Source organism: Bacillus cereus group sp. BcHK124, assembly GCF_027712065.1.
GTDB lineage: Bacteria > Bacillota > Bacilli > Bacillales > Bacillaceae_G > Bacillus_A > Bacillus_A pacificus.
The window spans coordinates 63837-82776 of record NZ_JAQFPJ010000016.1; the positions used below are offsets into that span (position 1 = coordinate 63837).

Sequence of the window (18940 nt, forward strand, 5' to 3'; positions counted from 1 at the left end):
AAAGCAAACTGAAAGGAACGATATGTAACATGAAACGGATTAACATTCACATGAGTCCTCCCCGTGTTCTTACTTTGTCTTTTATTATGTTATCAATTATCGGTACATGCTTATTAAAATTGCCAATTGCTACAACGACGTCTATTTCATGGCTCGATGCTTTATTTACAACCGTTTCTGCTTGTACGGTTACAGGGCTTGGTGTTGTGGACACAGGGAAAGTATTTACCTTATTTGGCCAATGTGTCATTTTAACACTTATACAAGTGGGCGGACTTGGCATTATGAGCTTTGCCGTTTTAATTGCGATTATGCTCGGCAGAAAAATTGGCCTTCAAAACCGAATTTTACTGCAACAAGCATTAAATCAAACGAATATAGGCGGTGTCATTCGTCTGGCCAAAGCATTATTTTTATTCTCTTTTACAGTCGAATGTATCGCTACTTTCATTCTCTCTTTTGAATGGGTTCCGAAATATGGGATTGCTAAGGGGATCTATTATAGCTTTTTTCATTCCATCTCTGCTTTTAACAATGCAGGTTTTTCTGTTTGGAGCGATAATTTAATGTCCCACTCTCACAGCATTCTTGTCAATCTCGTCATTTCCTCCCTCATTATTTTAGGTGGGATTGGTTTTACAGTAATCGTAGATATAAAAAGAAAGAAAAATTTTAAAAACCTTACATTACACTCAAAACTTATGCTCTCTTCTACTCTAATCGTCAATATTATTGCGACTGTTTTTATTTTTATATTCGAGTTTCACAATTCTCTTTCTATGAGAGGCTTTACCCCATTTGAAGAAGGCATGGCCGCTTATTTTCAAGCAGTTTCAACGCGTACTGCCGGTTTCAATACAGTTGATATTTCTGCTTTATCGAAGCCTTCCCTACTATTAATGATGCTCCTTATGTTTATTGGCGCTGGTAGTGCTTCAACTGGTGGCGGGATTAAGTTGACAACATTTTTAATCATGTTTTTTGGGGTATTTAAATTTTTACAAGAACAAGATGATATTGTCGTGTTTAAAAAATCCATTAAAGATACCCTCATTGTCAAATCATTGACCATCGCTATTATTTCTATTTCATTTATTTTTTTTGCTATTTTAATTTTAAGCATTACTGAGCGAGTTCCTCTATTGATGAGTGCTTTCGAAGTATTTTCAGCATTTGGGACTGTCGGTCTCAGTATGAATTTTACACCACACTTAACGATGATTGGAAAAGCTATTATTATCTTTATGATGTTTTTTGGGAAGATGGGACCTTTAACATTAGCTTTTTCATTTGCACGTAAAAAGAACCGGAAAATAAAATATCCGAATGAAGACATTTTAACAGGTTGACAACCGTATAAATTATCCATATAATGAGAGTACAATAGCATATCTCCAAAGGGGAGTAGCGTCCAAGAATATTTCTTGGAAACAAAGTCGTCATTACGTAGAACTTAGTTCTTCCGGCTTTGTTGGCATTTTTATTACATATGTCTAGCAAGACCTTTGCCTATTAACGGCAGAGGTCTTTTTTGCATCCATTTCCAAATTCTTCCAAAGTTAATAGGCAGGAGTATGGGGAAACTAAATAGTGGGGATTTCTTCACTTATTTAGTACTTATAGAAATGAGAGGAGAATGTACATGGATGTATCATTATTATTGGAGTATGGTTGGGTATTACTCATTCTAATTGCACTAGAGGGGATTTTAGCGGCTGACAACGCTCTTGTTCTTGCAATTATGGTAAAACATTTACCAGAAGAAAAAAGAAAGAAAGCACTATTTTATGGATTAGCAGGGGCATTTGTTTTCCGTTTTGGATCGTTATTTATGATTTCGTTCCTAGTCGACGTATGGCAAGTGCAAGCAATCGGTGCCATTTACCTTATGTTTATCGCTGGTAATCACTTATTTAAAACGTATGTTAAAAAGAATACAGATGAAGAAACAGAAGAAAAAGAAGCAAAGAAAAAACAAGAGAACTTTTGGTGGACTGTATTTAAAGTTGAAGTTGCAGATATCGCCTTCGCAGTTGATTCTATTTTAGCTGCTGTTGCATTAGCAATGACTTTACCAAAAACAGGATTAGGTACAATTGGTAGTCTTGATACTGGGCAATTCGTTGTTATCTTTGTAGGTGGACTTATCGGATTAATCATTATGCGATTTGCAGCAACTGCTTTCGTACAAATTTTAAAACGTAAACCAGGACTTGAAACTGCGGCATTCTTAATTGTAGGTTGGGTTGGTGTGAAACTAGCAGTTTATACGTTAGCACATCCTGCATTAAATGTAATTCCGCATTCATTCCCAGAATCTACACCATGGAAGCTTACATTCTGGATTGTATTAGTTGGAATCGCAGCTGGTGGTTGGTTCTTCTCAAAAGAAGTAGAAACAAAAGTAGAAAAGAATTTAGACGAAAAAGCGCTGTAATTACAGCGCTTTTTCTTTTTACCCTTCCCCCACTCAATGTCCAGAAAAAATTCTATTATACTATTTTTTGTAAACGTTTTCTTAATATATGTATGTCCTTTTTGTGAAATATTGCACAAACTTATTGAAACTAAGACAGAATCGATGTACTTTATTCATATAAGGAGTATTTATCCCGCTTTAATGGGCAGTAAGACCCCCACCTCAAAATTCAGCGAAAACAAAGAAGTTAGGTGGGGATCAACTGCCCATAAAAGCCCGATTGGTTCAACTAATAATCAGTGGGAGATGAAGAACCCCCCCACTGATTAAAGTTTCACTTTATAGATGATGTACTAAAGGAGCGTATTACTCATGCTAGAACAAGGATTAGATTATGTTGTCAAACTGGCTAAGAGCAAAAAACAAATGCTAGATACAAACCCGATGCAATATTTCATACGTGCCACACTTGCGGGTATTTATATCGGTTTTATTATTGTACTATGTTTTAAATTAGGTAACTTTTTTCACATTGCAGATTCACCAGCAACTTATTTAGCTGCTTCTATGTTTTTCGGAATTGCCCTTGTACTTATTATATATGGTGGTGCTGAGTTGTTTACTGGAAACACAATGTACTTCACTGTAGCAACTTTAAGAAAAGAAACAACAATTGCTGATACACTTCGTAATTGGATCGCTTGTTATGCAGGGAATTTAGCTGGTGCTTTATTCTTTGCCTTACTATTTTATGCAACTGGCATTTTTGAAGCAATTGATCACGGTCATTTCATGAATAAAGTAGTAGAAGGAAAAATGAATACACCTACAATGCAACTATTCTTTAAAGCAATTTTATGTAACTGGCTTGTATGTCTTGCTTGTTTCTTACCTTCTCAAGTTAAAGGTGATACAGCAAAAATTATGATGATGATGATGCTCGTTTTCACATTCTTCTTATCTGGTTACGAACATAGCATCGCAAACTTATCGCTGTTTGCTTTATCTTTAGTTTCACCGCATCCGGAGACAATTTCTTTTGCAGGTGCTATTCATAACTTAATTCCAGTTACAATTGGTAACATTATTGGCGGGTCTATATTTGTCGGTATGGTATACCATTACTTAACAAAGAAAGTACCTGACGTGAAACAAGAAGAAACTGAATTAGGAGCAGCTCAACAAGAAGAAATCATTCCGTTGCAAGCGCATATGAAACATTAAAAACTCCAAAGTTTTACTTTGGAGTTTTTAGCTCCCCACATATTTAACAACAAGATTAGGGTTAATCTCTCCTTCTTCCTTTCCCTTATTCATTCTCTGTTTCATCTTATGCATACCGATGACATCATTCGTATGAAAATGTATTTCATTCACATATAGACCCTCTTTACAAAAAGCCTCTACAAAATCTAATCCACTTTTTTCTCCCCATCCCATATTGAAATCAAGGGAAAGAACATTCACCTCATAATCTCGTACCATTTGCAAAGCACATTCTACTGTAGTTGCGAGCACGTAACCGTACGGACAACTTCTTTGATCATCCATATATACATTCATTTTCTATCCCCTCTCTATTTTGCATACGTGACCAACATGTAACATATTGCTCCAAGACTAATAAAAGGACCAAACGGTATTTGAGTCCTCATTTTCATACGTTTTAATACGAGACCAGCTCCAAAGAAACAAAGACTAAAGCAAGATGCTAAAAATAAAACGATAAAAATCCCTTTCAGTCCCACTATAAATCCAAGTAACGAAAGTAATTTTATATCACCTCCCCCAAGCCCTTCTGGATATATCTTTTGCATGCAGTATAACAAAATGAATATAACGCAACTACCAACTATACTATCTATCCAAGTGACTAACGGTACAAAAACACATTCTAAAATGAGTAAACAAGCAAACCAAGCTAAAATACGATTTGGAATTAACATATATATGTAATCTGTAACTGAAATAATAAGAAGTAACGAAAAAAGTGATAAAACGATAATAAGCTCTCGTTCCACCCCAATCATATATACAGTAAGAAGACATATCATTCCAGTTATAAGTTCAAATACTACGTACAAAATTGAAATTTTCCTCTTACAATTCGTACAACGTCCTCTTTGTATACAAAAAGAAATGATTGGAATCAATTCTTTTGGCTTTAGCACATACTTACAATAATGACAATATGAACGCGGGGTTATGATAGACTCCCCTAGCGGAACTCTCATCGCAATTACCATAAAAAAAGAACCAAACACCATCCCCGCTAACAATGCATATACATAAGTGAACATCCCTTCCTCTCCTTTCCAGAAGAACATAGCAAAAAAAGGAGAGAACTTCTACTTCATGTTATCTCTATTCTATTAAAAAAGCAGGCCATTTTCTGGCCTGCTTTCCCCTATTTTATACGATGAAATATACTGCTTTTAATGGTCCATGTACTCCGACAACAAGATTCATTTCTATATCTGCCGAGTTACTAGGTCCTGTAATAAAGTTAATACAAGATGCCACTGTCTCGCCATTTTCTACACGCTTGTTCATATCCTCAACTGCTTGTGTAATACGAGGCACAAGTGTTTCACGTGGAATAATAGCAAAGTATACAGTCGGTAAAAAGTGTAAAGAACGACCTTGGCCTTTATGACTTTGTACAACGATCGTACCAGATTCAGCTAAAGTATAATCACTAAATACAATTCCAATATTCGCTCTTTCCGCGATACGCATATTCTCTTCTTTTTTCTCAGAATCCCATACGTTCACTTCAACATTTTGCTTTGGAAGTTCTTCTTTAAATAAAGAAGTCAACCCATAAGAATCAAAACGTTCATCTGCCGATAACATAATAGGTCCCCCGCCGTTTTCAACGATTACTTTTTGAATATCTTCACGTAAACGGTCGTTTGTCGTTTCCACAACAGTTGTATGAATGTTTGTACATTGATTTTTAAATACTTCTAACAATTCTTCTTGTGAATAATTTTTTAACGTTTCTTTATTCACATTATTTTTCCATACTGGACGTTTTACACCATCCGTTTTACGCGCGCGTCCAAGTTCTTTTGCAATATTCTCTAGAAAGGAATCACGGTTTTGAATTAATCCTGTCATTATTTGTCCCCGCCTTTCTTATGATCTTTATACCAATCACGGAATCGTTCTTTACTTGGAGCCGGGAATTCACGAATATCTGTCCAGTTTTTAAGTGGCCCAACACCTTTTGATACACGGTTACCAGATGTAAATGGACTCATTGCTGCTGGCGCCATCTTTGATCCCATTTTATATAAAGCTGCTGAAGATGCACCCATACTAAACATTTTCATTGCTAATTTTTCTGCAAGTGGAGCACGCCCTTCTTGCTCAACAATAACTTGACGATGTTTTAATAATAAATCATGCAATGGAATTTTTACTGGACAAGCTTCTGTACACGCTCCGCATAAACTAGAAGCATAAGGAAGCTCTTTGTAATCATCATATCCACCTAAAAGTGGTGTTAATACCGCCCCAATTGGTCCTGAGTATATAGAGCCATATGAATGTCCACCAACATGTCGATATACAGGGCATACGTTCACACAAGCAGCACAACGAATACATTGCAACACTTGACGGAATTCAGATCCAAGAATTTGAGAACGACCATTATCAACCACAACTAAGTGGAATTCTTCTGGGCCATCTACTTCCTCTTCTTGAGTTGGTCCCGCTACCGTTACATAACTTGTTAACTTTTGACCTACTGCACTACGACATAGTAAACCAACTAAAACATCTAATTCTTCCATTGTCGGAACCATACGTTCCATACCCATAACCGCAATTTGTGTTTTTGGAATCGACATAACAAGGTCAGCATTACCTTCATTTGTTACTAAACAAAGAGAGCCAGTATTTGCAACAGCGAAGTTACAACCTGTCACACCAATTTCTGCATCCATAAATTTTTCACGAAGTTGTTTACGAACAAACTTTGTCATTTCGTATGGATCATCAGAATTTTCATAGCCAAGCTTTTCTTTAAATACATCACGAATTTGCGTTCTATTTTTATGAAGAGCAGGCGCAATAATATGTGAAGGTGGATCGTTATCTACTTGCAAAATATACTCTCCTAGATCACTTTCTAACACTTCACAACCGATTTCTTCAAGCGCATGGTTCATACTAATTTCTTCTGTTACCATTGACTTTGATTTTACTACCTTTTTTGCCTGCTTCTTTTTTGCAACGTCTTGAATATACTTTGCTGCTTCCTCCTTCGTTTTCGCAAAGTACACATGTCCGCCTCTTTTTGATACATTTTCACTTAACTGCATTAAATAATAATCAAGATTTTCTAACGTATGTTGACGAATTTCTTCACCGAGTTCACGCCATTCTTCCCAGTTTCCTAATTCATCCGCTGCTTTTAAGCGATTCGTATATAAGCGTGTTTGTGCAGAAGATACTGCTCCGCGCATAAACGAATCTTGAATTCCATCGCCAACGCGATCATTAAATTTTTTCTCACTGATTTTCATAGACATAGCTTATGTTCCCCCTTCATGAGCGACTATTCAGTACCTCAGCAATATGCATGACTTTTATTTCTTTTCCTAAACGCTCAATACGTCCGCCAATGTTTAACAAACACCCACAATCTGCACCGATTAAATAATCAGCGCCTGTTTCCATTGCACTATCTACCTTTTCATCTACCATTTGCTCAGAAATTGGAGTCATCTTCACTGAAAACGTTCCCCCAAACCCGCAACAATTTTGTACATTTGGTAACTCTCTCACTGTTAACCCTTTTACATTAGATAATAAAATTCCTGGTGCCTCTGTTACTCCAAGCATACGTGTCATATGACATGATTTATGAATAGTAGCAATCCCTGGTAAACTTGCACCAACATCAGTAACCTTTAAAACGTCTACAATAAATTGTGTAAATTCATATGTTTTATCAGCAACTTTTTGTGCACGTTTAGCCCACTTCGGATCATCTTTAAAAACATGCGGATACTCATGAAACATTGTCGCACAAGAACCAGATGGCGTAACGATATATTCTGCATCTTCAAAAGTTTCAATCATATGTTTCATCGCTTCTTTTGCCGCTTCTACATGGCCGCTATTATAAGCAGGCTGGCCGCAACAAACTTGTGCTTCTGGAAATTCAATTTCACAACCTAAACGCTCCAACACCTCAACTGTTGCTTTGCCGACATTTGTTTCAAACATATCGACTAAACAAGTAACAAATAAAGTAACTTTCATAATTATTACTCCCCCTTTTTACAACTCCACCAACAAAACATATGGTCATCAGATGACTAAGGAGAGAAGAAATAGGCTCAACCATAGCCTATCCTCTCCCTCTTCTAAAGAAAACGCTTACTTAATCTCTCTCTATTTTATCAGAAAATTAGATTTTTAAAAGATTAAATTAAGAATTTATATCGTTTCTACCTGTGACAATATGTTCTACATTTGTTAAATGATCTAGCATTGCTTGCTGCGCTAATTCTACATCTTGCTTTAACACTGCATCATATATAACTTGATGCTCTTCTATAAGTCGTTCTGATGTTGTTTGTTCACCATATAAAATAATGCGTCTTGATTCACCAATCGTTTCAGCAATCATCTCTGAAACATGATTCATAAGTTCAAGCAAAATGTTGTTATGCGAAGACTCCGCAATTCCCATATGGAACTGAAAATCTGCTTTTTCACCAGCTTTTTCATCTCCAACGCTCTTTGCCATTTCATCTAACCAATGCTTCATATTTTGCAAATTATCTTCCGTACGTTTTGCCGCAGCTGCTCGAACTGCCCCCACTTCAAGCACCTTTCGTACTTCTAATAAATTCAAAATATCTTCTTTCTTCATCAATAATCTATTGTTTAATGATTTTGTTAATGAAGAAGAATCGAAGTTCTTCACATATGTACCTTCTCCTTGTTTCATCTCAATTAAGCCCATTGCTCTTAGCGCACTTAGCGCTTCACGAACAGCAGATCTACCAACTTGAAACTGCTCAGCTAATTGATGTACAGGAAGTAGTTTGTCACCAGGTTTTAACGTACCATTTTTAATCATTGTTAAAATAGCTTCAGATACTTCTTCGTAAATCTTTTTCGGTTTAATAGATTTGTACTCCAGTTAAATCACCTCAGTATCTTCCAAACAACAATTGAAACGATTTATAAGAACTTTGCATCATAACTATTTTAGAACGAATTAGTAAGAAGTACAAATGTTTTGTTCATAAAATCGTCAAAATTCCGATATTTATTACATATTAATTTATATCTTACGTATAATTATTGTCTTCCATATAAAGAGCATGCCCTAAAAATTAGAACATGCTCTCCTCATCCTGTACTTTCAATTTAATACTAACCGTCGTACCGTTCCCTTTTTCACTTTCAATCCGCCACTGTCCGTCATGTATATGAACAATTTGTCTTACAATTGCCAGGCCTAAACCTGTTCCACCATGTTGACGACTTCTCGCTTTATCAACTCGGTAAAAACGCTCGCCAAGGTTTTCCAAATGCTCTGTATCAATACCGATCCCCGTATCTTTTATGTTCAATTCACAATAATCATCTATCTGTCTGAGCGTTACCATAATATCCCCGTTTTGATTCGTATACCGTATCGCATTATCTAACACGTTATGAAGCACTTGTTGCATACGATCCTCATCAATCATTACAATGATTTCTGGATTTAAATTTGTTGAAATACGAATTTTCTTTTCTATAAACTTAATCTCATACGTATCTAACACATCTTCAATTAGTTGTGAAAAAACGATAGGTTGTTTCTTTAACGGAAAATGTTCCCCTTCTAATTGTGCCAAATCTAATAAATCATGAACGAGACGCTGCATACGATCTGCTTCTTTATGAATAAGCTGTGTTACTTTTTCCTGCTGTGGTCCCTTCGCTACACCATCTAAAATAGCCTCGCTATATCCTTTTATATAACTAAGCGGTGTTCTTAGTTCATGCGAAACGTTAGCTAAAAACTCCTTACGCTTTACGTCTTCTGTCTCCAAAGAATTTGCCATTTTATTAAATGCTTTTCCTAATCGCCCAATTTCATCTTCAGAAGAAATTGTAATTCGTTCTGAGAAATCCCCCGTAGCCAAATGATTGGCAACTCGTTCCATTTGCGAAAGTGGTTTCGTAATAGCAATAATAATTTTTCTACCAATCCATATTGTCAGTAAAGTTATAGCAAGTGCTAACGGTGCTAAAATAAGACCCATATCATATATTAAGTCTTTTATACTTTTTAAAGGAATATAAGAATATACAATACCAACTAATTTTTTATTTTCTAAAACAGGGATGACAACCCCCATAATATTACGGTCAAAATGTTCCTCGTATCCTATCTTTGTCACAGTTTTTCCATCTAATAATGTTTGCCTGTCCCCTTCACTTATAAGAGAATGATGGTGCACATCAAATGGTAAACATGCGCTTAAATCACGTGGGTTTGATACGAAAAGAACGTCTGAACTAGATATTTGATCAAATGCTCTTACTTTCTCTTCAAAAATTGATATTCCTTCGCGCTTATCATATTGCGCAGAAAGACGCTTCCCTTCCATTACTAATGAATCTTTTAAATTATCAACGTATAGTTTTTCATACGAGTATAAAGATACGAAATAAAGAAAAGAAACTGTTACAAATACTGCACATACTACTGTCAGCCAAAGCTTCTGTACCATCGTAAACATACATTACACCTCAAATTTATAGCCTACACCCCAAACAGTTTGAATGTAGTTTCCACTTTCTCCAAGCTTCAAACGCATCGTTTTCACGTGCGTATCTACGGTTCTTGTACTTCCGGCATAATCATATCCCCATACCTTTTCTAGCAATTGTTCTCGGCTAAATACTTGTCCCGTATGTTGACAAAGAAAATAGAGTAAATCAAACTCTTTTACTGTAAGAGAAATTGGCTCACCATCCACCTCAATTTTCCTACTTTTTTCATTAATACGGATCGGTCCAAACTGAAATTCCTCTTGTTGCTCTTGCTTTGTATAACGCCTTAATACAGCTTCCATACGAGCAATTAATTCACCAGGACTAAATGGCTTTACAATATAATCATCTGCCCCCATACGTAAGCCGTTCACCCTATTCCACTCTTCACCTTTTGCTGTTAAAAATATAATTGGTACATCTGACGTTTTTCTAATTTCTTTGCAAACTGAAAGTCCATCCATCTCTGGCATCATAATATCTAATACAACGAAATCATAATGGTCCTTTTCTAATTTTTTTAGAGCCTCTTTTCCATTTTCAGCTTCTCCCCACTCGTATCCGAAATTATCTAAGTACATTCCAACAAGTTGCCTCATATCACTTTCATCATCTACAACTAGCACCCTATATTTACTCATTGTCCTTCCCTTCTCTCTCTATGAGTTGAAACGGTCCTTTTCCGACTTTAATTGTTTGTTTTATTTTCAAATTCTTCATATCCATGACGCACACTTCATCACTATCATAGCTTGCTACGTATCCTTCTGCTCCGCTCTTCAAAAATGCAAATGGGTTTGATCCTACTTCTACAGAAGCCACCTCTTTATACGTGCTAACATCAAACTTTCTAAGCATATTCGAACCGTGACTTAATGCATATACATACTTATTATCCTTCGTAATATTCACAGGCATAAACGGAGCGTGTAAAGAACGTACCATTTCTCCGCTCTGCAAAGAATACACTAATACTTTCTCATTTACCTGATTTCCATCACCATGTCCGCCAATCCATATTTCTTTCCCATCTGGACTAATTGTTGCTCCCGTTGACGCTGGTGGAATCATAAAGGATTGTATTACTTCTTTTTTCTTTGTATCAATTGTCGTTAGCTTCGTATCATAAAAGTTTAATACAGATAACTGGTTATGGTACTCTACCATCGTTATTGGTCCTTTTCCTGTCGAAACATTCCCTGTTTCTTTTCCATTAATCGTAAAGAACCTTATCTTTTGGGCATTTTGATCGGCAGCAAATAATTGCTTTTTATCTTCTGATACGACTACATTTACAATGCCTTTTCCTGTTTTATATTTTCCCACTTGCCTTCCTTCTGCTAGTGAATATACATACATGTACTCTAACTGCTTACCATATACAAGTATGTCCTCACCATTTGGAAGTAGTGCAATCCCTGCCATTGGTTCGTTAAGTTCCCATGTCGTAATTAACTTTTTAGTATGTTTATCTACAAAACTAATACTACCTTCTTTTATATTCGTTGTTATAATAACACTTTTATCTTTAGCAATCGATGTATAGGAACTTCCTTGACACCCTACTAATAGAAATAAAAAACAGAGAAGAAAAACATACTTTCTCAAAAGATCCCCTCCATCTTCGGATGATTTCGTTATAATTGTAAAATAACAAATAAATGTGTGGAAAGTGTGAAATTTCCCTTTCCTACTTCATTTACATATATAATGTACAACAAATAGAATTTGAGGTGTGCCAATTATGCTTTTTCCTGATTTAGCGAATAAAATTGTACGAGAAGTACGCAGGCTAATTAAAGAAAATATTATTATCATTAATATACAAGGCGTTATTATCGCAAGTACAGATATAGAAAGAATCGGCCAATTTCATGAGGGCGCACTCCGCTGCGCAAAACAAAAGAAAACTGTCATTATTACAAAAGAGGATGAACGACGTTTGCAAGGCGTAAAGGCAGGTATGAATCTCCCTTTACTATTCCATGACGAAGTAATTGGTGTCATTGGAATCACAGGCGAACCTGAAAATATTTCACAATACGGAGAAATATTACGTAAAATGACCGAACTACTCATCCATGAAAACTACTTTTTAGAACAACTAGAACTTGAACACCGTTCTTATGAGGCATTTGTCTTTGATTGGCTTCAAAACACAGACTGGTCTCCAAGCTTTCTCGATCGTGCCAAAACACTTGGTATTGATTTATATAAGAAAAAACAACTTATTTTGTTCTCTATCGATCAAAATGACACGATGCTTCAGCGTAAGATTTGGCAACATGTACGCAATCTATTAACAAAGGAGCATCTATTTATTCGCTGGGGAAATGATCGATTCATTTTATTTACAGCCACGAACTCCAAAGAGCAAACGTATCAATTTTTAAAACGATTAAAACAAGACTGTGAAACTTTGTTTTCTGTTCCTTTATATATCGGGATTGGACAATCCGTTACGCCAAGCAATATGAACTTATCATACGAACAAGCATTACAAGCTCTTTCCGTATCACTTGAAACGAAAAACATTGTATTTAATGAAGATTTACGTTTAGAAATGTGCTTACAAGATATTTCTGCTGAAACGCGGGAACAGTTTCTAAAGCGCACCATCGAAAACTTACTATCATCGCCTGAACTTATGCACACTTTACGTTTATTTATTGATTATAACCAATCCTATAAACAAACAGCGGAGCAATTACATATCCACATTAACACATTGCATTACAGACTAAAAAAAATTGAGGAGTATACAGGACTTGATCCGAAACAATTCAAAGACTTAAACATTTTATACTTCTCGCTCCTCTTATTAGATAATCATACAAAAAAGAATGATAAAATAGATTAATCTTTAGATGATTATACATAGAAAGAATCCTCCAACTTTTTTATCATTATAACGAAAGCACTGTGACAACGTTTTTTATGATGACTAATTACGTTAACAGTTTGAGGGGGATTTCCAATGTTAGAAAAACAAATTATTGATTCATTCGTATCCATTGTTGGCGAAGATAATGTGGATACATCCAATATGGGGCGTTTAACGTATAGTTATGATGCCACTCCAAACTTCCAAGCAATGCCTGATGCAGTCATTGCTCCTCGTAATACAAATGAAGTAGCTGAAGTGTTAAAAGTATGTAACACTCATCATATTCCTGTATATGTTCGTGGTTCTGGAACAAACCTTTGTGCAGGGACATGTCCACTTGAAGGCGGTATCGTCCTTATCTTCCGCCATATGAATAACATTTTAGAAATTGATGAAGAAAATTTAACAATTACTGTACAAGCTGGTGTTATTACCCTTGATATTATTAAAGCGGTGGAAGAAAAAGGTTTATTTTATCCACCAGATCCAAGCTCAATGAAAATTTCTACAATTGGCGGTAACATTAATGAAAACTCAGGTGGATTACGTGGATTAAAATATGGCGTAACACGTGATTATGTGATGGGTCTTGAACTTGTCTTACCAAATGGTGATATGATTCGTACTGGTGGTAAATTGGCAAAAGATGTAGCTGGTTACGATTTAACTCGTTTATTTATCGGTTCTGAAGGAACACTTGGCGTCGTGACTGAAGCGATATTAAAACTTGTTCCTATGCCTGAAACGAAGAAAACGATGCTAGCACTATATGAAGATATTAATGAAGCTGCACGTGCTGTTTCTTCTATTATTGCAAATAAAATCATTCCAGCGACACTTGAGTTTTTAGATCAGCCGACCATTGAAGTAGTAGAAGAGTTTGCACAAATCGGTTTACCAACTGATGTAAAAGCAATTTTATTAATTGAACAAGACGGCCCGCCTGAAGTTGTGAATCGAGATATTGAAAAAATGGCTAACGTTTGTCGTTCTATGAATGCAGTTGATGTTCGCGTTGCAAAAGATGAAGCGGAAGCCGATGCGCTTCGTACAGCTCGCCGTAGTGCACTGTCAGCACTGGCAAGATTAAAGCCTACTACAATATTAGAAGATGCAACGGTACCACGATCACAGATTGCTCCGATGGTTGAAGCCATTAATGCCATTGCTAAAAAATATAATATTCCTATTTGTACGTTTGGACATGCTGGCGATGGTAACCTACACCCCACTTGTATGACAGATGCTCGCAACGAAGAAGAAATGCACCGAGCTGAACAAGCTTTCGCTGAAATATTTGCAAAAGCAATCGAACTTGGTGGCACGATTACTGGTGAACATGGTGTTGGTGCAATGAAAGCTCCGTATTTAGAAATGAAATTAGGTAAAGAAGGTATTGCTGCTATGCAAGGAATTAAACACGCCTTCGATCCAAATAACATTATGAATCCAGGAAAGATGTTCGCGAAGGACACTCGCAAAAGAGTGGTGGTTGAGCGATGACAACATTAAATAAAGAAAACATTCAAAAAGAATTTAAAGAACGATTAAGTGAAGATGAACTACTAAACTGTATGCGATGCGGTTTCTGCTTACCAACTTGCCCTACCTACATTCAATCTGGATATAAAGAATCACATTCACCACGAGGACGTATCGCATTAATGAAAGCGGTCGTTGATGGTTTAATTGAGCCAGATGAAGATGTTGAAAACACATTAAATGTTTGCCTCGGTTGCCGTGCTTGTGAGCCTGTTTGTCCATCCGGTGTAAATTATGGACATTTATTAGAAGAAGCTCGAGATATTATTAATCAAAATAAAAAATTCTCAGTGCCAGTGAAAGCTGTTCGAAAAGTCGTTTTTGAAGGATTATTCCCGCATCAAAATCGAATGAGAACATTAACCGGACTAATTGGTTTTTATCAGCGTTCTGGTTTACAAACGCTAACACATAAAACAGGGATTATGAAGTTATTCCCTGAAACACTTGCAACAATGGATCTCGTTTTGCCTAAGGTTCCTAAAATGAAAGCAATGAAAGATCGTCCTGAATTTTTACATGCTGAAAGTACGAAGAAGAAACAAGTTGCATTCTTCACAGGTTGTTTAATGGATACAATGTTTTTAGAAACAAATAACGCAACGATGAAACTGCTTCAGTTAGCTGGTTGTGATATCGTTATTCCGAAAACACAAAGTTGCTGCGGAGCATTACATGGGCATGCTGGTGAGAAAAATGGAGCAAAAGAATTAGCAAAGCGCAATATAAAAGCATTCGAAGACTTAAACATCGACTATATTATTACGAATGCTGGTGGTTGCGGAGCTTACCTCGTAGACTACGATTACCTGTTAAAAGATGATCCACAGTGGGCTGAACGTGCAAAGCAGTTTGTTTCTAAAATTAAAGATATTACTGCTATTCTAGTAGAACTAGATTTCCATAAACGTAATGACTTACGACTCACGCCGCAAATTATTACGTATCAAGACTCTTGTCACTTACGCAATGTTATGCGAACATCTTCAGAACCTCGTATGTTACTAGAAGCAATTCAAGGCGCAACATACCGTGAAATGAAAGATGCGGATCGCTGCTGTGGTTCTGCTGGCATTTATAACATTGTTCATTCAGAACTATCCATGGAATTTCTAGATTACAAAATGGACCGTGTGCATGAAACAGAAGCAGCGACCATTGTTACTACAAATCCAGGTTGTTTATTACAAATGAAATTAGGCATTGAACGAGAAGGTCTTTCTCATAAAATGAGAGGAATTCACATTGTTGATTTATTATTAGAAGCAATTGAAACCAACTCGTAATAACTCGTAACATACGTAATAATAGGAAAACGGCTATCTCCTTCGTCTATGTAAAGAGATAGCCGCTTTTTTGTCCGCTACAACATTAAAAATATGTTACTTTATTATAAAAAAGAACAACAGAAACATTACAGTTTTGTAAAAATCAATCCAGTATATTCCTCAAAAAAACGCTCAAACCATTGATACAATAGGATTCTTCATTTTCAATATAGGTACATTTATCCAAAAACCCCCTCTTATAACCACGTATAAAAATGTTGAAAATTCCTTTTATACTCTATGTTTCTCTTATTTTTCCCCCTTTCCCTTCTTAGGATAAATTAGGTAAATTTTAAGTCTATGAATTTTTTTCCATCTTTTTTCTCACAAAATCTATGCTACGATGAATTTGTCAGTCAGACAGGCTGTCAAAAACAAATCGTGTGAAAACAAATTAAAACTTTATATAGGGGGACACACATCATGAAAAAGCGTGTTTTATTATCTGTAGCTGCTGCAACGGCTCTTACTTTAGGAGTATCTTCTCTAGATGCACAAGCTGCAACAGTACAACCATCTAACATAAAGGTTCAAAATATTCAGCATTCAAAAGTGATGATGAAGCAAATGAGCCAACAAGAATTACAAGCATTCTTACAATCTATGGGTGTTGAGTCATTAGCACAATGGCAACAAGGAAACTTCCAACCAAATTGCATTATTCCTGGTCAACAACCTACTGAAAATGTTGTAACTGAGCAACCAACAGCTAAGCCAGAAACTCAAAAGCCCGCTGAGCAAAAACCTGCCGAGCAAAAGCCTGCTGAAGAAGCTCAAAAACCAGAAGCTCAAAAGCCTGCTGAAAACAATAATACGCAAAAACCGGCTGAACAAAAACCAGCTGAGCAAAAGCCTGCTGAAGAAGCAAAATCTTTAAGCGAGTTCGAACAACGTGTTGTTGAATTAACAAACGCTGAGCGTGCAAAACAAGGTTTACCAGCTTTAAAAATCGACACTGAATTAAGCAAAGTAGCACGCATTAAATCTGAAGATATGCAAAAAAATAACTACTTTGATCATAACAGCCCTACATACGGGTCTCCGTTTGACATGATGAAGAAATTTGGTATTTCTTATACATCTGCAGGTGAAAACATCGCCCAAGGTCAACGTACACCTGAAGAAGTAGTACAAGCTTGGATGAACAGTGCTGGACACCGTGCAAACATTTTAAATAACGGCTTCACTCACATCGGTGTTGGCTACGTAGAAAGCGGCAACTACTGGACACAACAATTTATTACGAAGTAAATAGATTAAAAGAGTCTTCTCATAATGAGAAGACTCTTTTTTACGTTTCATAACTTTCTATTATGTATGAGTATAAAGCGTAAAACATAAACAAAATAGAACCACTACTTATTATACTAAGTAACAAATAAAATCCCCATTTCAAGTTCAAAAACAATGAAAACAATATACTACATGCCATCACTTGAAAAATCCGTCTACTCACTAAACGGATCTTTGTTAATTTGATTGAGTCTTTTTCCATACTCTGAACTTTTTTAAACGCCTTACTAAGCATAAAAAGAAACATACTAATCCCTATTGTTAGTCCTGTTTGAAAGGATATCACGCTTCCAAAATTAATAAAGAGAATGAGCATATGGATAAACAACATAAATAAAGTAATCGTCTTTAGAAATCCACTTATAATGACATGCTCGTCTTCATTAAACTTATATATATTATGTGAAATAATATACATCAATCCATGTAAGAAAATAATAAGACAAGGAATAAGTGCTATAACAACTTGTTTACTCATAAACTCGTTTGGCCGACCATTTACATCCCAATGTACCGCCAAATGCTCTGGTAAATATGGATAGAGACATAGAGTCACTAAAAGACAAGCAAAAAATATTCCTAGTATATATTTATATTTGATCAAGTGATTCTCACCTCTCTTTTCTCTTAACGGCTTCGCTTCTTTTAGAGAAATTCCTGCAAAAATCTACTTTTCTCAAATTTAAACTTACACTTTACGCATTCACTCTTTGAAATTCTTTCATTGTGTCATTTAATTTTGTAGGAAATGGTACATCAACTTCAATCTCTTCTTTCGTAATTGGGTGTAAAAAGTTTATCTTCATCGCATGTAACGCTTGCCTAGACATATATTTCGTTCCTCCACCATATAAAATATCCCCAACTAACGGATTACCATTATAGCTCATATGAACACGAATTTGATGGGTTCTACCAGTTTCTAATTGTAACGTTACGAGCGTAACATTTTGTTTTTTAAAATACTTCTCTACTTTATAATATGTGATTGCTTGATCCCCCTTTGGAGAAACACGTCGTCTCGTCGCATGATGGCGATCTCTTCCGATAGCCGCGTCAATTGTTCCTTGCTTCTTTTTCACTTTCCCTTCTACAAGAGCCGCATATGTTCTTTTAATTTTTCGTTCCATTAATAAACGATCCATAATTGCACCAGCAATTCTATGTTTAGCAAACACGACACCACCTGTCGTATCTTTATCTAACCGATGAATATGACGAACCTTCGTCTCTAAACCTTGCATTTGAAAATGAAAGGCAACAAGATTTGCAAGTGTTCCCATCCCGCCTTTTTCAGCAGGGTGCGTATCCATCTTCTCAGGCTTATTGACAATGAGTACATGATCGTCTTCATATACTACATCTAATTCACCATATTCAGGCTCTACACCGTATTCTTCCTCCATAAACATATGAACTTGTAACTTTTCGTCCTCTTTTAAAAGCTCATTCCATCTTCTCTGTTCTCCGTTAACAGTAACACCTTTTTCCATACGAAGCTGATGTAACAACTTTTTCGGTATTTCCCATTCTATTTTTAATAACGACTCAATGCTTATACCATTCCATTTCGCTGGCACAGTAATTTCGCACCATTCGCCCTTCTTCTTCGTTTCCATACTGTATCACCTTATTTCTATTGATTCTCTCATTGTAACGGAAAATACACTT

The 18940-nt window shown here is 36.1% G+C and carries 18 protein-coding genes and 1 riboswitch; of the genes, 7 read left to right on the forward strand and 11 right to left on the reverse strand.

Annotated elements, in window-relative coordinates; translation table 11 throughout:
* The first annotated feature begins 29 nt into the window (after positions 1–29).
* The 3 genes from PDK19_RS20260 to PDK19_RS20270 all read left to right on the forward strand — a co-directional run bounded on the left by PDK19_RS20260 (position 30) and on the right by PDK19_RS20270 (position 3643).
* A complete protein-coding gene (locus PDK19_RS20260; protein WP_000822322.1) occupies positions 30–1349 on the forward strand; it encodes a TrkH family potassium uptake protein in 1320 nt (439 codons plus the stop codon).
* 38 nt (positions 1350–1387) lie between these two features.
* Positions 1388–1553, forward strand: a riboswitch (yybP-ykoY riboswitch).
* Between the two features lie 89 nt (positions 1554–1642).
* The gene (locus tag PDK19_RS20265) at positions 1643–2437 is read left to right on the forward strand and encodes a TerC family protein (RefSeq protein ID WP_000383322.1); all 795 of its coding nucleotides are present in this window, start codon (positions 1643–1645) and stop codon (positions 2435–2437) included.
* A 354-nt stretch (positions 2438–2791) separates the two neighbouring features.
* A complete protein-coding gene (locus PDK19_RS20270; RefSeq protein ID WP_000893051.1) occupies positions 2792–3643 on the forward strand; it encodes a formate/nitrite transporter family protein in 852 nt (283 codons plus the stop codon).
* Between the two features lie 27 nt (positions 3644–3670).
* On the opposite strand, the gene PDK19_RS20275 is transcribed toward PDK19_RS20270, so the two are convergent.
* The 9 genes from PDK19_RS20275 to PDK19_RS20315 all read right to left on the reverse strand — a co-directional run bounded on the left by PDK19_RS20275 (position 3671) and on the right by PDK19_RS20315 (position 11827).
* Positions 3671–3982, reverse strand: a complete 312-nt coding sequence (locus PDK19_RS20275; RefSeq protein ID WP_001103780.1) for a cyclic-phosphate processing receiver domain-containing protein — start codon at positions 3980–3982, stop codon at positions 3671–3673.
* Between the two features lie 14 nt (positions 3983–3996).
* A complete protein-coding gene (locus tag PDK19_RS20280; RefSeq protein ID WP_074615355.1) occupies positions 3997–4719 on the reverse strand; it encodes a prepilin peptidase in 723 nt (240 codons plus the stop codon).
* Between the two features lie 112 nt (positions 4720–4831).
* Entirely contained in the window at positions 4832–5542 is a 711-nt protein-coding gene (locus PDK19_RS20285) for a LutC/YkgG family protein (RefSeq protein ID WP_000147200.1), read from the reverse strand.
* Entirely contained in the window at positions 5542–6963 is a 1422-nt protein-coding gene (locus tag PDK19_RS20290) for a LutB/LldF family L-lactate oxidation iron-sulfur protein (protein ID WP_000061915.1), read from the reverse strand. The genes PDK19_RS20285 and PDK19_RS20290 overlap by 1 nt, the downstream gene beginning before the upstream one ends.
* Positions 6964–6979: 16 nt before the next feature.
* Positions 6980–7699 carry a (Fe-S)-binding protein gene (locus tag PDK19_RS20295; protein ID WP_000869149.1) on the reverse strand — a complete coding sequence of 240 codons (720 nt, stop codon included), beginning with the start codon at positions 7697–7699 and terminating at the stop codon, positions 6980–6982.
* A 169-nt stretch (positions 7700–7868) separates the two neighbouring features.
* A complete protein-coding gene (locus tag PDK19_RS20300; RefSeq protein WP_254912616.1) occupies positions 7869–8558 on the reverse strand; it encodes a FadR/GntR family transcriptional regulator in 690 nt (229 codons plus the stop codon).
* Between the two features lie 226 nt (positions 8559–8784).
* A complete protein-coding gene (locus PDK19_RS20305; RefSeq protein WP_000494835.1) occupies positions 8785–10185 on the reverse strand; it encodes a sensor histidine kinase in 1401 nt (466 codons plus the stop codon).
* 3 nt (positions 10186–10188) lie between these two features.
* Positions 10189–10860 carry a response regulator transcription factor gene (locus PDK19_RS20310; protein WP_000049875.1) on the reverse strand — a complete coding sequence of 224 codons (672 nt, stop codon included), beginning with the start codon at positions 10858–10860 and terminating at the stop codon, positions 10189–10191.
* The gene (locus PDK19_RS20315) at positions 10853–11827 is read right to left on the reverse strand and encodes a YncE family protein (RefSeq protein WP_014893198.1); all 975 of its coding nucleotides are present in this window, start codon (positions 11825–11827) and stop codon (positions 10853–10855) included. Before PDK19_RS20315 ends, PDK19_RS20310 begins: the two co-directional genes overlap by 8 nt.
* A 136-nt stretch (positions 11828–11963) precedes the next feature.
* Between PDK19_RS20315 and PDK19_RS20320 the strand changes: the two genes are divergently transcribed.
* The 4 genes from PDK19_RS20320 to PDK19_RS20335 all read left to right on the forward strand — a co-directional run bounded on the left by PDK19_RS20320 (position 11964) and on the right by PDK19_RS20335 (position 17227).
* A complete protein-coding gene (locus tag PDK19_RS20320) occupies positions 11964–13079 on the forward strand; it encodes a CdaR family transcriptional regulator (RefSeq protein ID WP_000898629.1) in 1116 nt (371 codons plus the stop codon).
* Positions 13080–13196: 117 nt separating this feature from the next.
* Positions 13197–14609: a glycolate oxidase subunit GlcD gene (gene glcD, locus PDK19_RS20325; protein WP_000890737.1), complete on the forward strand. Its 1413-nt coding sequence runs from the start codon at positions 13197–13199 to the stop codon at positions 14607–14609.
* Positions 14606–15934, forward strand: a complete 1329-nt coding sequence (locus PDK19_RS20330; protein ID WP_000209643.1) for a (Fe-S)-binding protein — start codon at positions 14606–14608, stop codon at positions 15932–15934. Before glcD ends, PDK19_RS20330 begins: the two co-directional genes overlap by 4 nt.
* 465 nt (positions 15935–16399) lie before the next feature.
* On the forward strand, positions 16400–17227 hold the full coding sequence (locus PDK19_RS20335; RefSeq protein WP_000747581.1) for a CAP domain-containing protein: 828 nt from the start codon (positions 16400–16402) through the stop codon (positions 17225–17227).
* 40 nt (positions 17228–17267) lie between these two features.
* On the opposite strand, the gene PDK19_RS20340 is transcribed toward PDK19_RS20335, so the two are convergent.
* Together PDK19_RS20340 and PDK19_RS20345 are read right to left on the reverse strand one after the other, a co-directional pair.
* Positions 17268–17873, reverse strand: a complete 606-nt coding sequence (locus PDK19_RS20340) for a DUF1648 domain-containing protein (protein WP_049111374.1) — start codon at positions 17871–17873, stop codon at positions 17268–17270.
* A 91-nt stretch (positions 17874–17964) separates the two neighbouring features.
* Entirely contained in the window at positions 17965–18888 is a 924-nt protein-coding gene (locus PDK19_RS20345; protein ID WP_000448336.1) for an RluA family pseudouridine synthase, read from the reverse strand.
* Positions 18889–18940 lie beyond the last annotated feature (52 nt).

What these genes read in the sequence shown, in the direction of transcription:
- PDK19_RS20260 (WP_000822322.1), top strand. Translation starts at nt 30, where the DNA reads ATGAAACGGATTAACATTCACATGAGTCCTCCCCGTGTTCTTACTTTG.
- PDK19_RS20265 (WP_000383322.1), top strand. Translation starts at nt 1,643, where the DNA reads ATGGATGTATCATTATTATTGGAGTATGGTTGGGTATTACTCATTCTA.
- PDK19_RS20270 (WP_000893051.1), top strand. Translation starts at nt 2,792, where the DNA reads ATGCTAGAACAAGGATTAGATTATGTTGTCAAACTGGCTAAGAGCAAA.
- PDK19_RS20275 (WP_001103780.1), bottom strand. Translation starts at nt 3,982, where the DNA reads ATGAATGTATATATGGATGATCAAAGAAGTTGTCCGTACGGTTACGTG.
- PDK19_RS20280 (WP_074615355.1), bottom strand. Translation starts at nt 4,719, where the DNA reads ATGTTCACTTATGTATATGCATTGTTAGCGGGGATGGTGTTTGGTTCT.
- PDK19_RS20285 (WP_000147200.1), bottom strand. Translation starts at nt 5,542, where the DNA reads ATGACAGGATTAATTCAAAACCGTGATTCCTTTCTAGAGAATATTGCA.
- PDK19_RS20290 (WP_000061915.1), bottom strand. Translation starts at nt 6,963, where the DNA reads ATGTCTATGAAAATCAGTGAGAAAAAATTTAATGATCGCGTTGGCGAT.
- PDK19_RS20295 (WP_000869149.1), bottom strand. Translation starts at nt 7,699, where the DNA reads ATGAAAGTTACTTTATTTGTTACTTGTTTAGTCGATATGTTTGAAACA.
- PDK19_RS20305 (WP_000494835.1), bottom strand. Translation starts at nt 10,185, where the DNA reads ATGTTTACGATGGTACAGAAGCTTTGGCTGACAGTAGTATGTGCAGTA.
- PDK19_RS20310 (WP_000049875.1), bottom strand. Translation starts at nt 10,860, where the DNA reads ATGAGTAAATATAGGGTGCTAGTTGTAGATGATGAAAGTGATATGAGG.
- PDK19_RS20320 (WP_000898629.1), top strand. Translation starts at nt 11,964, where the DNA reads ATGCTTTTTCCTGATTTAGCGAATAAAATTGTACGAGAAGTACGCAGG.
- glcD (WP_000890737.1), top strand. Translation starts at nt 13,197, where the DNA reads ATGTTAGAAAAACAAATTATTGATTCATTCGTATCCATTGTTGGCGAA.
- PDK19_RS20330 (WP_000209643.1), top strand. Translation starts at nt 14,606, where the DNA reads ATGACAACATTAAATAAAGAAAACATTCAAAAAGAATTTAAAGAACGA.
- PDK19_RS20335 (WP_000747581.1), top strand. Translation starts at nt 16,400, where the DNA reads ATGAAAAAGCGTGTTTTATTATCTGTAGCTGCTGCAACGGCTCTTACT.
- PDK19_RS20345 (WP_000448336.1), bottom strand. Translation starts at nt 18,888, where the DNA reads ATGGAAACGAAGAAGAAGGGCGAATGGTGCGAAATTACTGTGCCAGCG.